The organism is Brachybacterium halotolerans, from assembly GCF_016623465.1.
Lineage (GTDB): Bacteria > Actinomycetota > Actinomycetes > Actinomycetales > Dermabacteraceae > Brachybacterium > Brachybacterium halotolerans.
Window position 1 is genome coordinate 98,145 of record NZ_JAEDAJ010000001.1, and the last position, 14,496, is coordinate 112,640.

Annotated in this window: 10 protein-coding genes; 5 read left to right on the forward strand and 5 right to left on the reverse strand. The window is 73.0% G+C overall.

Annotated features, from left to right (window positions below):
- Positions 1 to 17: 17 nt before the first annotated feature.
- The 3 genes from I8D64_RS00450 to I8D64_RS00460 all read right to left on the reverse strand — a co-directional run bounded on the left by I8D64_RS00450 (position 18) and on the right by I8D64_RS00460 (position 2,917).
- Positions 18 to 929 (reverse strand): D-hexose-6-phosphate mutarotase, encoded by a 912-nt coding sequence (locus I8D64_RS00450; protein ID WP_200500564.1) that lies wholly within the window; start codon positions 927 to 929, stop codon positions 18 to 20.
- Positions 930 to 1,010: 81 nt separating this feature from the next.
- Positions 1,011 to 1,943, reverse strand: a complete 933-nt coding sequence (locus I8D64_RS00455; protein WP_200500565.1) for a hypothetical protein — start codon at positions 1,941 to 1,943, stop codon at positions 1,011 to 1,013.
- A gap of 158 nt (positions 1,944 to 2,101) precedes the next feature.
- Positions 2,102 to 2,917: a hypothetical protein gene (locus I8D64_RS00460; RefSeq protein ID WP_200500566.1), complete on the reverse strand. Its 816-nt coding sequence runs from the start codon at positions 2,915 to 2,917 to the stop codon at positions 2,102 to 2,104.
- Positions 2,918 to 3,071: 154 nt separating this feature from the next.
- Between I8D64_RS00460 and I8D64_RS00465 the strand changes: the two genes are divergently transcribed.
- Positions 3,072 to 4,292: a WXG100 family type VII secretion target gene (locus I8D64_RS00465; RefSeq protein WP_200500567.1), complete on the forward strand. Its 1,221-nt coding sequence runs from the start codon at positions 3,072 to 3,074 to the stop codon at positions 4,290 to 4,292.
- 49 nt (positions 4,293 to 4,341) lie between these two features.
- Positions 4,342 to 5,580 (forward strand): hypothetical protein, encoded by a 1,239-nt coding sequence (locus I8D64_RS00470; RefSeq protein ID WP_200500568.1) that lies wholly within the window; start codon positions 4,342 to 4,344, stop codon positions 5,578 to 5,580.
- Positions 5,581 to 5,662: 82 nt separating this feature from the next.
- Here the strand turns inward: I8D64_RS00470 and I8D64_RS00475 are convergent, their stop codons facing one another.
- The gene (locus tag I8D64_RS00475; protein ID WP_200500569.1) at positions 5,663 to 8,128 is read right to left on the reverse strand and encodes a DNA gyrase/topoisomerase IV subunit A; all 2,466 of its coding nucleotides are present in this window, start codon (positions 8,126 to 8,128) and stop codon (positions 5,663 to 5,665) included.
- Positions 8,129 to 8,297: 169 nt separating this feature from the next.
- Between I8D64_RS00475 and I8D64_RS00480 the strand changes: the two genes are divergently transcribed.
- The 3 genes from I8D64_RS00480 to I8D64_RS00490 all read left to right on the forward strand — a co-directional run bounded on the left by I8D64_RS00480 (position 8,298) and on the right by I8D64_RS00490 (position 12,928).
- Positions 8,298 to 11,081, forward strand: coding sequence for a GNAT family N-acetyltransferase (locus tag I8D64_RS00480; protein WP_200500570.1), 2,784 nt, complete (start codon positions 8,298 to 8,300; stop codon positions 11,079 to 11,081).
- A gap of 102 nt (positions 11,082 to 11,183) precedes the next feature.
- The gene (locus I8D64_RS00485) at positions 11,184 to 11,756 is read left to right on the forward strand and encodes a DUF5998 family protein (protein ID WP_200500571.1); all 573 of its coding nucleotides are present in this window, start codon (positions 11,184 to 11,186) and stop codon (positions 11,754 to 11,756) included.
- Entirely contained in the window at positions 11,753 to 12,928 is a 1,176-nt protein-coding gene (locus tag I8D64_RS00490) for an alkaline phosphatase family protein (protein ID WP_200500572.1), read from the forward strand. Before I8D64_RS00485 ends, I8D64_RS00490 begins: the two co-directional genes overlap by 4 nt.
- Before the next feature lie 75 nt (positions 12,929 to 13,003).
- Here I8D64_RS00490 and sepH read toward each other — a convergent pair whose 3' ends face one another.
- Positions 13,004 to 14,437 carry a septation protein SepH gene (sepH, locus tag I8D64_RS00495; protein ID WP_200500573.1) on the reverse strand — a complete coding sequence of 478 codons (1,434 nt, stop codon included), beginning with the start codon at positions 14,435 to 14,437 and terminating at the stop codon, positions 13,004 to 13,006.
- Positions 14,438 to 14,496 lie beyond the last annotated feature (59 nt).

Here is a 14,496-nt window from a genome sequence, read left to right on the forward strand (position 1 = left end):
ACCGCGAGCCTCCGGGCTCAGCTCCGGGCGACCTCGTAGCGCGCCTTGAGGCAGTGGGTCGCGCCGGGGGCGAGGGCGACGAAGCCGTCCTTGGCGACGGCGGTCTCCACGCACACGAACTGCTTCCACGCATCGAGCGGCATGTCGTCGAGGTGCGCGGCGCCGTCGCTGAATGGGTTCCACAGCACGGTGCGGCTCGAGCCGTGCGGGCTCACCACGATCTCGCGCTCGAGCACCGGGTCGTGCACGGTGACCGGACCGGAGACCTCGTACACCCGGTCCACGGGGCCGTCGATCTCGGGCTCGCCCTCCTGGACGGCCGGGGCGAGGTCGCGCAGGTTGTCGAGGTACGAGGCGCCGGAGAGGCCGGTGAAGCGCGCCGCTTCGACATCTCCCACGGAGAGATAGGTGTGCAGGGCGGCCTCGAGCTCGAGGGGCTCGTCGCCGGCGGTCACGTCCAGGCGCACCTGGAGATGATCCGCACCGATCACGAACTGCACCTGTGCGGCGATGCCCTGCCCGGAGGGATCCGCCCCCTCGAGGCCCAGCGTGATCGCGACGGAGTCCGAATGCACCACGTCCGCGTCCTCGTCGGCCCAGCCGTGGAAGTGCTCGCCCGCGACGACCTCCCAGCGGTGGTTGCGCAGCCAGCCGTGGGATGGCGTGGTGCGCCCGTCACGGCCGGGCCCGAACCAGGGGCCGATCAGCGGGATGCCGCCGCGGATCGGCTCGCCCTCCGCGTAGACCGCGTCGGGGCTCGTCCACAGGACGTCGTCCTCGCCGTCGGGCACCCAGGAGGTCAGGTGCGCACCGTCGAGGTGGATGACGGCGGAGCATGCGGGGATGTCCACCACGAGCGCGGGCGTGCCGTGCAGGTCCTCGAGGGTGACTCCCTGGGGCAGGTCTTCGGGGCTGGTCGTGGTGCTCATGCCCCTATGGTCGCACCGTTTCGGCCCGCCGGTGCAGGGGTGGGGACGAATCCGCCCGGAGCATGCGGCGTCCGGGTCCTGTCAGGGACTGCGGACGAGCCGGACGGCCTCGTCGACGGCGGCGGCGAAGCGGATGTCGGCCGGGCGCGGGGGTTCCGTCCGGGGGGAGTCGGGAGCGGGGATCTCCTCGTCGCCGATGAGGACGACGTCCGGGGTGCGACGGGCCGGATCTCCCAGTCTCGCGCCGCGCACCGCGGCGGCGGGCCACTGCCGGCGCACGCGGAAGACCATCTCGCCCTGCATCTCGAGGAATCGGCGGTCGGTCATCAGCCAGATGCGCTTCGCATCCATGAAGGTCTGATCGGTGCCGCGGGTGTCGAGGGCGAGCCCCTTGTCCCAGCGCTGGGCGGCGAGCGGCACTTCGTCCGGGTTGAGGCGGGCGATGATGTCCGTCGCCTCTCCGGCGACGCTGCTGCCGTCCCGACCCCGCAGGAACTCGAGGGCCTCGAGCCGAGGGTCCATGCGTCGTGGTGTGATCCCGGTGATCTGCTGCCAGTGCTCGGCGAGGGATCCGCCCCGGGAGAGGACGTCGAGAGCGGCCTGCGCACGGCGGACGACGTCCTTGGCGCCGGCACGGCTGCGATCGGCCACGTCCAGGTGCGTGCCGTCCCGGAAGCGCACGCGGATGCCGCGCAGGCCCTTCCGCGAGATGTCGGTGACCTGGTCCCATGTCCACTCGCGGTGCTCGGTGGGCAGCTGCGTCGTGAGCTCGCCGTGCTGGCGGTGGATCATGATCCGTCGGTCGGTGAGGAGGAGCGGTCGCATCTGGCGCAGCGGAGCGGCGACCGCGATGGTGAGCTCGCTGGGCTCCATGAGCAGGTCCGGCAGGAACCAGATCTCCCAGGGCGTGATGGTGTGGGCGGAGGTCCGCGTCAACCGGTCGTAGCAGATTTCCCGCAGACAGCGGGCGCTGGTGAGATTGCGCAGGGCGTGCTGGGGATAGGCGACGGGCATGACGGCGATGATACGTACGACGCGATCACCCGTGGCGGATCATCCGCGGCGGATCGCCTCGACGGCCTCGTTGATGGACGAGACCGCCCGGATGTCGCTCATCGTGGGCCTCTCGACGCTGGGTGCGCTGGGGAACGGGATCTCGCCGGCGGTCGTGATCAGAGGGTGTCGGTCGTGCGGCGCTCCGTGTCCCGCAGGCGCGCTCCGAGGATGTCGTGGGCGTCCCACTGGCGGCTCACCCGGAAGGACGTGTCCCCCTGGAGCTCGAGCAGGCGGCGGTCGGTCATCACCCAGATCCGGGTGCCCTGGGCGAGGAGCTCGTCCGTGCCGCTGCTGTTGACCGTGAGGCCCCGGCTCCACTGCTGCGTCGAGAGGGGCACCTCGTCCCGCTCCAGCACCTTCATGATGTGCCAGCTGTTCCCGGAGACGGAGCTCGTGTCCCTGCCGCGCAGATACTCGAGAGCCTCCGTGCGGGGATCGCGGGACTGCGGCGTCATCCCGGTGATGCTCTGCCAGTGCTCTCGCAACGACCCGCCGGCGCGGTGGACGTCGAGGGCTCGACGCAGTCGTTCGACGACGTTCTTCGCGACGGAGCGCTTCCTGTCCCGCACGATCGTGCGGCTGTCGTCCTTCCACCCGAGTCGGATGCCGGTCCACCCCGTGGACTCCACGACGGCGAGCTGGTCCCACGACCACTCCTGATGCACGAGCGGGGCGTTGTGGAGGTAGCCGCCGTGCTCGCGGTGGAGCATGATCCTCCGGTCGGTGGCGAACAGCGGCATGATCGGCTTCGTCGGTGCGGCGACGGCGATCGTCAGCTCGCCGGGGGCGAACGAGCGCTCGGGGACGAACCAGATCTCCCAGGGCGTGAGCGTCGGCCTCATCGACCTCCGCATCCTGTCGTCGCACACGTCGTACAGGCATCGGGCACTGGGCAGGTTGCGCAGGGCGCTCTGGGGGAAGGCGACGGGCATGACGGCGATGATATGCACGCCAGGACCCCGGCTCCGCACCTCCGGGATGGGGACTTCTCCCCATCGCGGACGCCCGGTGCGCACCGCTAGCCTCAGCACCGCGGTGGTCGCGGCCGATACAGCCGTGGCGAGGGAGACGACGGAGGGGACACGCATGACGAGCTTCTGGGGTGCCAACACGGAGCTGCTGCGCGACTTCGCCTCGACGGTCTCTGACCGAGCGGGGGATCTGGGCAGGATCCGAGCCGACATCGGCGGCACTGTGGCCACCGCGGCATGGGAGGGGCCCGACGCTGAGAGCTTCCGCAGCGACTGGGTGCGCACGAGCAGCACGATGGGTCAGGTCGAGGAGAAGCTGCGGGCGCGCTCCGAGGAGCTGATCCGTCACGCCGACGAGCAGGATCGCGCCTCGAGCCCGGATGGTGACGGGACCGGAGATGGTGCGGAGTCCTCGCAGCCGTGGTGGAAGCGCATGATGGACTTCGGCAGGGGTCTGTGGGACCGGCTGCCGATCCAGGAGCTCACGTCGATCTTCAAAGGGGCCTCGGCGCTCCTTCATGAACTGGGCAACCTCCGCAACCTCCGCGGCATCTGGAAGGCGTGGACGGAGGGCGGCGCGGAGAAGTGGGCCGAGTACGTCTACAAGCACACGGTGGGCAAGACGTACTCCGCCCTCTGGGACTGGACGAAGAAAGGACTGAACCTGGCCACGGGTGGCCTCTCGGGAAAGATCCTCTCGGTGCTCGACAACAAGCTCGGCAAGAGCATCCTGGGCAGGGTCTTCGGGGGCGCGAAGACGTTCATGGAGAACGTCGGCAAGGCGTCCTCCGCGATCGCCGAGGGTGTGAGCACCATGGAGGACGTGGCCGGCCGGTTCGGCACGTGGGCCACGCGCTTCGGGAAGTTCGCCAACTTCGTCGGCAAGGCCGTCCCCGGGCTGGACATCCTCACCGGCGGATTCGGGCTGTTCAACGCGATCAAGGACGGCGACACCTACGGCGCGATCGCCAACGGGCTGGTCACCGCGGGCGGCGTGGTGGAGGCGATCGGCCTCGCGTGCGACGGAACGGTCTTCGGCGCGCCGGTCGGCGTCGTCCTCAACGTCGTCGGCGGCGTCCTGGTCGTGGGCGGTCTGGGTATGGAACTCGGCCGCGACATCTACCGCAACTGGGACAAAATCACCACGGGCGTGAAGGACAGCGCGACATGGATAAAGGACCGCGGCGCCGACGCGGTGGATGCCGCCAAGGATGGCTACCGTGCGGTGTCGTCGAAGGCTCACGAGGTGGCCGACGACATCGGCAACGGCGCCAAGAGCACGATCGAACACGTGAGCAGCGGCGTGGGCAAGGCCATGGACTGGGCCTTCGGCTGATTCCCGCCACCACGCCCGCCCGTCGACCGCGACAGCACCAGGAGCAGACATGAGCACGAGCACCGCATGGGAGCCCGCCGGAGCACCCGGCACCGGTCCCGTCTTCGACGAGCGCGACTACTACTGCGCCACAGGCCTGCTGGCCATGGTCGAGGACCGCATCGGCGACCTCCTGGTCCTCACCGACGAGGAGGTCATGGCACTGGACGGCGCGGACCGCCCCACCCTCTCGGCGACACCGCTGCTCGATCTCGCGGGGGAGGGCCTGGACCGGTCCCAGGCGGCGCTCGCCGTGCTGCGCGGCCTTGTGGCCCGCGGCCTGCTGGGGCCGGACACCTTCGATCCCACCTTCCTCGAGGTGTTCGGGAAGGACCTGCCACCCGAGCGGGTCGCCGCGCTCGCCGCGGATGCGGGCATGGCCGACGACTACGTCCTCGCGCCCGCGCTCGCCGGCATCCACTGCCTGCGCCACCGGCCCGATTCCCTGCTCGACGTTCTCGTGACCCGGGGCGCCCGCCGCACCGAGTGGATGTACTACCTGCATGCGGGCGGCGGAGTGCTCGAGGAGAAGATCCTCCAGGACGGCTTCCACGTCTTCTCCCTGCTCCCGCTCACGGATCTGCCGGAGCGCGTCGCCGGACTGATGGATCCGCAGGGCGTGATCGCGCGCGCTGGCGGAGAGGCCGACGCGGACGGCGAGACACCGGGCACCGATCAGCGGGAGGAATCCGTGCCCGGACGGACCGCGGACCGCACTCTCACTCTCCGACGCGACGGCGAGGACCCCGCTGAGCTGGGCGAGCTGCCGACGATCTCGGTGCTGAGCGCCTTCGGGGTCTTTCCGGACGACATCGGGGCCGAAGCGCCGAGCGCCCGGGGTGATGCCTCCGGGGACAGTGCGGCCCCTGGCCTCGAGGACGTCGATCCCGGGACCGCCGAGCCCCGCGGACGCCGGCTGGTGGTCGCCGCAGGGGCCGACGGCGTGTACGGCGCAGCGATCGAGGACGAGCGGCCGGATCTCTTCGACGCCGACGGGACGCTCGTCCTCGACGAGACCACGCGCGAGGAGTTCCTGGGATCGATCCTGATGGCGACCCCGCTCGCTCGCCTCGACGGCGAGATCCTGCGCACAGAGCCCGACACCTCGGGACTCTCCCGGGACGGCGACCGCAGCGGCGCCCGCGCCGCGACCCGCGTCATGCTGCAGGTGCTCTCCGAGGCCACCGAGGCCACCCAGGCCGCCGAGGCAACCGACGTTGCTGCCCGCCCGCGGTCCGACGCCGACTGAGCGGCGGGGCCGAGGCCGAGGCTGATGCAGACCGGCCGACGCTCCGCGCCACCGGACGGCCGCCGGTGCGACGGCCGGCCCGTCAGCCGACGGCGGCGATCGGGACGGCGACCGGAGAGCCCGAGCCGTCGCGCCGCCCCACGGGGCCGGGCAGGTCCACGGGCTGGCCGGCCTCCGAGCAGGCACGGGCGGGGGAGTTGACGGCCCAGGCGCAGATCAGCGCGTCCTCGCCCCGTAGGAAGCGGTGGCAGCGCACGCCGCCGGTCGCACGGCCCTTGGCCGGGTACTCGGTGAAGGCGCTGACCTTCAGGGATCCCGTCTGGGTCATCGGCAGCGCGCCCGAGGTCCCGGAGATCGTCACGACCTCCGCCTCGCGGGTGACGTCGACCGCCCCGAAGGAGACCACGTGCGCGCCCTCGGCGAGCTTGATCCCGGCGACGCCGCCCGCGCCGCGGCCCTGCGGCCGCACCCCCGAGGCGGGGAAGTGCAGCAGGTGCGCATCGGAGGTGATGAGGACCAGGTCGGTGTCGCCCGCCGCGGGGTCCTCGGGCAGGTCGACGACGCCCGCGACTTCGTCGCGATCCTTGAGCGAGATGATCTCGAAGCCGTCGCCGCGCGGGAAGTCGAGCGTCACCCGCTTGACGACGCCCTGGCGCGTGCCGAGCGCGAGGCTGCCACCGCGCTCGAGATCCGCGCCGGCTGCGCGAACGAGTCCGATCACCCGCTCGCCCTTCTCCAGGGTCAGCAGGTCGGAGAGCTTCGTGCCTCCCGCGAGGCTCGGCGGGCCCGCCGTCGGGGCGAGCGCGGGCAGCTCCACGACGCCGACGTGCAGCAGGCGTCCGAGGTTGGTCACCGCTCCCACCTGCGAGCGGGCGGTGGTGAGGACGTCGGCGACCACCACGTCGTGCGAGGAGCGGCCGCCCTCGCGGACCACGTCCTCGGCGTCGCTCGTGCGGGCGATGAGCCCGCTGCCGGAGAGCAGCACGCGGCAGGGCTCGTCGGCGACCTCGAGTGGGGCGGCCTGCGAGGTCGCCTGCTGCGAGCCCGCCTCCAGGAGCACCGTGCGGCGCGGGGTCCCGTGCTCGGCGGCGACGTGCGCGAGCTCGTCGGAGACGACCTGCCGCAGCAGCTCCTCGGAGGCGAGGATCTCCTCGAGCCGCTCGATCTCGGCGCGCAGCTCGTCGCGCTCGGTCTCGAGCTCGATGCGGGAGAACTTCGTGAGGCGGCGCAGGCGCAGCTCGAGGATGTACTCGGCCTGCGCCTCGGAGAGGTCGAAGGCGGCCATCAGGGCGGTGCGGGCGCGCTCGCCGTCGTCGGCCGCGCGGATGATCTGGATGACCTCGTCGATGTCGAGGATCGCGATCAGCAGGCCCTCGACGAGGTGCAGGCGCTCCTTGCGCTTGCCCAGTCGGTGGGCGGTGCGGCGCCGCACGACGTCCAGACGGTGCGCGATGAACACCTCGAGCAGCTGCTTGAGGCCGAGCGTGCGCGGCTGCCCCTCGACGAGCGTCACGTTGTTGATGCCGAAGGACTCCTCCATCGGCGTGAAGCGGTAGAGCTGCTGCAGCACGGCCTCGGGGTTGAAGCCGGACTTCACCGTGAGCTCGAGGCGCAGTCCGTGGCGGCGGTCGGTCAGGTCCTGGTAGTTGCTGATGCCCTGGACCTTTTTGGACTGCACCGCGTCGCGCAGCTTCTCGGCGAAGCGCTCGGGCCCCACCTGGTAGGGCAGCTCGGTGACGATGATGCCCTTCTTGCGGCTGGTGATGTTCTCGACCTTGGTGGTCGCGCGCATCTTGAACGAGCCGCGACCGGTGCGGTACGCGTCGCGCACGCCGTCCAGGCCCACGATTCGCCCGCCCGTGGGCAGGTCCGGGCCGGGGACCAGGCGCATGAGGTCCTCGAGGTCCGCGTCGGGGTGGGAGATCAGGTGGCGGGCCGCCGCGATGACCTCCACGAGGTTGTGCGGGGCCATGTTCGTGGCCATGCCGACGGCGATCCCCGAGGCGCCGTTGACCAGGAGGTTCGGATACTGCGCGGGGAGCACGGAGGGCTGCAGCAGCTGGTTGTCGTAGTTCGGGATCATCTCGACGACGTCCTCGTCGAGGGAGGCCGTCATGAGCTGCGCGGCCCTGGCCATGCGCGCCTCGGTGTAGCGGGCGGCGGCCGGGCCGTTGTCGAGCGAGCCGAAGTTGCCGTGGCCGTCCACGAGCGGCATGCGCATCGAGAAGCTCTGCGCCATGCGCACCAGGGCGTCGTAGATCGCGCTGTCGCCGTGGGGATGGAGCTTGCCCATCACCTCGCCGACCACGCGCTGGCTCTTGACGTGCCCGCGGTCGGGGCGCAGCCCCATGTCGTCCATCATGTACAGGATCCGGCGCTGCACCGGCTTCAGGCCGTCGCGGGCATCGGGCAGGGCGCGCGCGTAGATGACGGAGTACGCGTACTCGAGGTACGAGGTCTCCATCTCACTGGTGACGTCGACATCGACGACGACGCCGTCGATGTTCTCGTCCTCATCGCTGCCTGCGGTGCTGCTGCGTCGTGCCATGACGTTCATCCTGCCGCATCCGTGCCCAGGAACCGTGCAGGCGGGGGCGGTGATGTCGCCGACGCCGCGGGCACGGGGCCGCTCGGGCGGCGGGCCGAGGGCGTCCGACGGGGATCGGCGGGACCATCGGCCCGCACCCGGGACGGCGGGCGCTCAGTATGATCGGGGCATGGGAGCACGACGCGACGCGGGCTCCGGCGCGGGTGCCGGAGGGACCGCTGCCTCCGCCGCCTACCCCGCCCACTGGGAGGCGGACATCGCGCTCAGCGACGGCAGCGCCGCCCACCTGCGGCCCATCCTCCCGAGCGACGCCGACGCGCTCCAGCGCTTCCACACCGCGCAGTCCGAGCACTCCCGGTACCTGCGGTTCTTCGCCCCGATGCCGGAGCTCTCCCCGCGGGACCTCACGCGCTTCACGGTCGTGGACCACCGCGACCGCGTCGCCCTGATCGTGCTGATCGGCGAGGACATCGTGGCCGTCGGCCGCTTCGACCGCCTCGAGGGGACGGCCGAGGCCGAGGTCGCCTTCAACGTGGCCGATTCCCAGCAGGGCAAGGGACTGGGATCCGTGCTCCTGGAGCACCTGGCCGCCGCCGCCCGGGAGCGCGGCGTCGCCACGTTCGTGGCGGACGTGCTCCCGCAGAACAGCCGGATGATCAACGTCTTCACCGACGCGGGCTTCGACGTGCGCCGCACCTACGACGACGGCGTGGTCGTCGTCGAGTTCAGCATCGACCCCACCGAGCGCTCCCGCGCCGTGATCGCCGAGCGCGAGCACCGCGCGGAGGCCCGCGCCATGGAGCGCATGCTGCATCCCGCCTCGATCGCGGTGCTCGGGGTGTCCTCGCATCGCGACTCGATGGGCGGGCGGATCCTGCGGCACATCGAGCAGGCCGGCTACGACGGCGAGCTGCACGTCGTCGCCCGAGACGCCCTCGAGCTGCAGGGCCACAGCACCCATTCCCGGATCGCCGACGTCCCCGGCCCCGTGGATCTCGCGGTCATCGCCCTCGCGCGCGCAGAGGACTGCATCGCCGCCGTCGAGGAGTGCGGACGCGCCGGGGTGCGCGCCGTGCTGCTGCCCACCGAGGCCTTCGCCGAGACCGCGGGCGCCGGGGCGGCCGACGGCCACGGGGCGGCCGGCGGCCGCGGGGCACACGCGCCGGGCGCCGCGGAGCGGCCCTCCCTGCAGCGCAGCCTGGTCAGCGCGGCGCGCCGGGAGGGCGTGCGCGTCCTGGGGCCCGGCTCCCTCGGGTTCCTGCGCACCGGGGAGCACGCCCTGAACGCCTCCCTCGTCCCGCACCTCCCGCGCGCGGGAGGCGTCGCGCTCGCCGGGCAGTCCGGGGCGCTCTCGGCGATGCTGCTGGGCGGCGTCGAGTCCCGCGGCATCGGCGTGCACGAGTTCGTGTCCGTCGGCAACCGCGCCGACGTCTCCCTCAACGACACCCTCCAGCACTGGCAGGACGACGAGGACGTGCGCGTCATCGCGCTCTCGCTCGAGTCCATGGGCAACCCCCGCAAGTTCACGCGGATCGCGCGGCGCATCACGCGCGAGAGGCCGCTCGTCGTCCTGCGCCCGCCCGGGACCACGACGGCGGCGCCTCCCGGGCACGACGTGCGCTCCTCCCAGCTGCCCCGACGAGCGCTGGACCAGGTGCTGCTCTCCGCCGGGGTCGTGCCGACCCTCAGCGTCGACCAGCTCACCGACGTCGTCGACGCCCTCGACCGCCAGGGCGTGCCGCCCGGCGACCGCGTCGGGCTGCTCGCGAACACGGCGGCGCTCGGGGAGTCCCTGCGGGGCGCGGCCGACGCGGCCGGACTGCGCGTGGTGCGCGACGAGCGCCGCGCGCTGCTGGGCACGGACCCCCGCTTCGTCGAGCGCGCCTTCACCTCGCTCGCCGCACTCGGCGAGGTGGACGTGGTGGTCCTCGCGGTGCTCGACGCCCTGGGCGAGGACCTCTCCGCCTCCCTCGCGCGGATGGCGCGCACCGCCCGCGGGGCCGACGTGCGCCTCGTGGTGTGCGTGGTCACCGACCTCGACCGCTTCGAGTCCCTCGAGCGCGCCACCCGCGGGAGTGACGAGATGCCGCCGCTGCACCCCACGCCCGTGCTCGCCGTGCGCGCGGCCGCGGGCATGCTCGCCGCCCGGCGCGGTGCCGTCGGCGGGGACGAGCCCGCCTCGCGCGAGGGCATCGACCGGGAGGCGGCCCGCCGCATCGTCCAGACCGAGATCTCCGCGTCCGGAGCCCCGGGCGCCGCGCCGCGAGCGCTCGACCAGGAGCGCACCGGGGCCCTGCTCGAGACCTACGGCCTGCACCTGCTGCCCTCCCGCACCGTCTCCGACGCCGACGACGCCGTGCGCGCCGCCTCGGAGATCGGCTACCCCGTGGCCCTCAAGAGCACCGACCCCGTGCTCAGCCACCGCAGCGACCTCGGCGGGGTGCGCCTGGACATCCCCGACGCCGTGCAGCTGCGTCACGCCTTCGCCGCCATGCGCCGCGACCTCGCCTTCTCGAGCGCCGACCTCGCCGTCCAGGCGATGGCGGCCCCCGGCATCCCGGTCGTGGTGCGCAGCGTGGAGGACCCGTCGCTGGGCCCCGTGCTCGCCTTCTCCCTGGCCGGGGACGCGACCGACCTGCTCGACGACGTCGCCTACGCGATCCCGCCGCTCGACGACGAGTCCGTGAGGCGGCTCATCGACGGCCCGGCGACCTCCGTGAAGCTCCGCGGCCACCTGGGACTCCCCGCCGCCGACCGCGCGCGGCTCGAGGACCTCGTGATCCGCGTGGGTCTCATGGCCGAGGATCTGCCCGAGCTGCACTCCCTCGTGCTGCACCCCGTGGTCGTCGGCCGCGGAGGGTGCACGATCATCGGCGCCCGCGCCGAGGTCGCCCAGGCGCCCAACCGCACCGACAGCCTGCGCCGCACCCTGAGCGGGCCCGCGAGCGCCTGAGCGCCCGCCGGTCCCCGCCCGCTCCGCGCGCCCGGTCCGCACCCGGCCCTCGCCCGGCCCGCGCGGTCACGGGGTCCGTGCACGCGTGGAAGGATGGACCCCATGTCCACCGCACTTCCCACGGATCTCCTCGGTGAGCTCGAGAGCGCCGGGTACTTCCCGCAGACCGCCGCCGCCTGCGTGCAGCGGGCGCTGCGCGCGGCGCCCGTGCGCGCCCACCTGGTGCGGCCGGAGACCACCTTCGACGGGCCCGAGGTGCGACGCCACCTCACGGTCCTCGTGATCACCGACCGCCACCTCGTGGTCACCCATCTCGACGACGATCCGGCCGACGAGCTCAACCCCAGCCAGGTCGTCTCCACCACCGAGCGGGTGCGCCTGGACCGCGTGCACACCACGGGCATGTCCCAGGTCTTCGACTCCGACGGCACGCGGGTGCGCGGCAGCGAGGCCGAGGTCACCCTCGCGGTCACCTGGGGCGGCAGCCGGCGCCTGGACGTCGAGCGGGCCTGGTGCGACGACCCCGAGTGCCAGGCCGAGCACGGCTGGAGCGGCACTCTCTCACCCGCCGATCTGGCCCTGCGCGTGAGCGCGCTCGCCGACGGCCAGGACGCCGTCGACGCGGCCGTGCGCTTCCACGACCGCCTGCTGGACGCGATCGACGCCGTCGGATGACCCCGGCAGGCGAGAACTCCGCCTCCCGCCGCAGCGATGCGGTCGGGACGACCTTCCCGTCGGCCCCCGACCTGCTCGTCGCCCCGTTCGCGGACGGCGCTCGGCCCGGTCAGCTCGACATCATGCCGCCCCTGCTCGCGCGGGCCGACGGCGGGCGCGACCTCGTGGTCCTCGTGGACGGGCTGGGCAGCGAGCTGCTCGAGGAGCACCTCGCGATCACCCCGACCCTGCGCCGGCTGCGCGAGGAGGTGCGCACCGTGCGCACCGTCGCGCCGTCGACGACCGCGACCGCGATGACCTCCCTGATCACGGGTCTCGCACCGCTCGAGCACGGTGTCCTGGGCTACCTCACCCGTGATCCGCGCACCGGGCGCGCGGTCAATCAGCTCACGGGGGCCGCGGGCATCGATCCCGCGCAGTGGATGCCGTGCGCCGTGCCCGCCGAGAGCACGCGGCGACCCGCCCTCCAGGTCGCCCCCGCGAAGCACGCCGGGAGCCTGCTCACCGGGAGCGCGTTCCGCGGCTGGGAGTTCTTCGCGCAGGCCGAGCGCGGGGACCGGGCGGGAGCGGCCCTCGCCGCCCTGCGCGCGGGCGGCCCGGACGCGCTCGTGCACCTGCACGTGGACGACGTCGACCATGCCGGCCACAAGCACGGGGTCGACTCGGACGCCTGGCGCGATGCGCTGGCTGGCGCGGACTCCCTGATCGGGACGCTGCTGCGGCGCGCGCCCGGGGGAACGCGCGTCCACGTGACCGCCGACCACGGCTTGGTCGACACCGCCGGGGAGCGCACGATCGACCTCGCGCGCGTGCCCGCGGTGCGCCGCGGACTCGCGATGGTCGCGGGGGAGCCGCGTGCGCTCGTGCTCTTCGCCCGCCGCCCGGAGGACGCCCCCGATCTGATCGAGGCGACGCGGGAGGCGGTGGGGGAGCGCGGAGTCGTGCTCTCGCGCGAGGAGATGCTGGGCGCGGGGCTGCTGGGCCCCGTGACGTCCGCTCCGATCGCTCCGCACCTCGAGGGCCGGCTGGGCGATGCGATCGTGCTGGCGCGCGGACGATGGATCGTCGACGACTCCCGTCGTCACGCGCCCTCACGCCGGCCCGAGACCGGAGTGCACGGCTCGCTCACCCGTGCCGAGTCCCTGGTGCCGCTGCTCACCGTGGAGGTGTGAGCGGAACCCGCAGCGACGGCGCGTGTGAGCCGGACGCGACGTCAGTCGGGCGCCTGAATCAGCCGCGCTTCGACGTCAGTCGTGCTTCGAGCCGAAGACGATCTCGTCCCAGCTCGGGATGCTCGAGCGCTTCGCCCTCGAGGACGAGGACTTCTTGTCACCCTTGCCGGACTTCTTCGCGTCCTTGTCCCCGGAGCGCTGAGCGGTGGATCCCGCCAGTCCGCCGTCGCCGTCCTTCGCGGACTTCGCCTCGGCGTCCTCCGCGGGGGAGTACGCGACATCGTCGAAACCGGGCAGGGGCGTGAGGTCCACCGTGTCGTTCGCCGCAGGGGCGAAGCCGGTGCCCCGGCCCGAGTCGTCGGCCTCGGATCCCGCGGCTGCGGAGGGCTCCTCGTCCGCCGCGCGATCACCGGTGGCGACGGACTCCTCGAGCGTGCGCCCCGGGACCACGAGGGGCTCCGGGTCGGTGCCCGCGCCCTCCGTGTCCGGGTCCGCGCGCTCCGCGTCGACGTCTCCTTCGGGGCCGCCGGTGACCTCGAGATCGTCGTCGTCGGCCTGGGCGCCGCCGTCGACGTCGTCCTCGTCGACATCCTCCGGGAGGTCCGCGCGAGGGGGGTCGGAGTGTTCGCGCAGCGCGTCCTCGTCGGCCGAGCGGGTGCTGCGCTCCTCGTCCTCCTCGAGGGTGGACCAGGTCGGCTCGTCGTCCAGGGAGGCAGAAACCGACCGCAGGCCGCGGCGGGCGTTGAGCGCGTCCAGGGCGTCCTCATCGATGGCATCGCCCCGTCCGCCGCGCGAGGGATGGTCCCCGCGGTCGGGGGCCTGGCGGCCGAGGCTACGCGGCGCGGTGCGGCGGGGACGCGCCGAGGCGCCGTCGGCGTCGGACTCCTGGTCGTAGACCGAGCTCTTGAGCGAGGTGAGACGCGCGCGACCCGCGACGGGCTGGTCGAGCGCGTCGTCGTCGAGGCTCAGCCAGCGGGCCTCGTCGTCCTCCGCGACCACGACCTGGCGGGTCATGTCGGCGATCCAGTGCGCCTCGCGATCGCGGCCGCTGGAGCGGAAGACCAGCTCGAGGTTCCAGGTGCCGTCGGGCAGGCGCCAGGCGTCCCACCGCAGTCCCTCGAGGGCCTGCCGGGCGGCGAGCCGCTCGGTGACGATCTCGTCGAGGACCGGGCCGCCGGAGCGGTCGACCTTGAAGCCGCGGGCGCGCTCGGCGGTGAAGCCGCGCTCGGCGAGGACGGGGCCCTCGTAGCGGCGCACGTGCTCCACGTCGATCGAGGCCATCTCGGAGATCTCGTCCGCCGTCCGGCCCCCGCGGAGCAGCGCCTGGATCTCCCGCGGGCGCAGCGCCGTCGCCTCCGAGGACTGGATCAGCCCCAGGGCCGGTCGGTCGCGGCGCACGGCCGCGCGCAGCGCCTCATCGATCCTCAGCGTGTACTGCTCGCCGTCGGGGTCGCGCAGGACGATGTGCTCGCCGTCGTCATGGATCCCGTCGAGCTCGAGCTCTCGCATCGTGGTCCTCTCCCGTCGCAGCATGGTCCGCGACGTGATCAGATCATAGATCGCGCCCG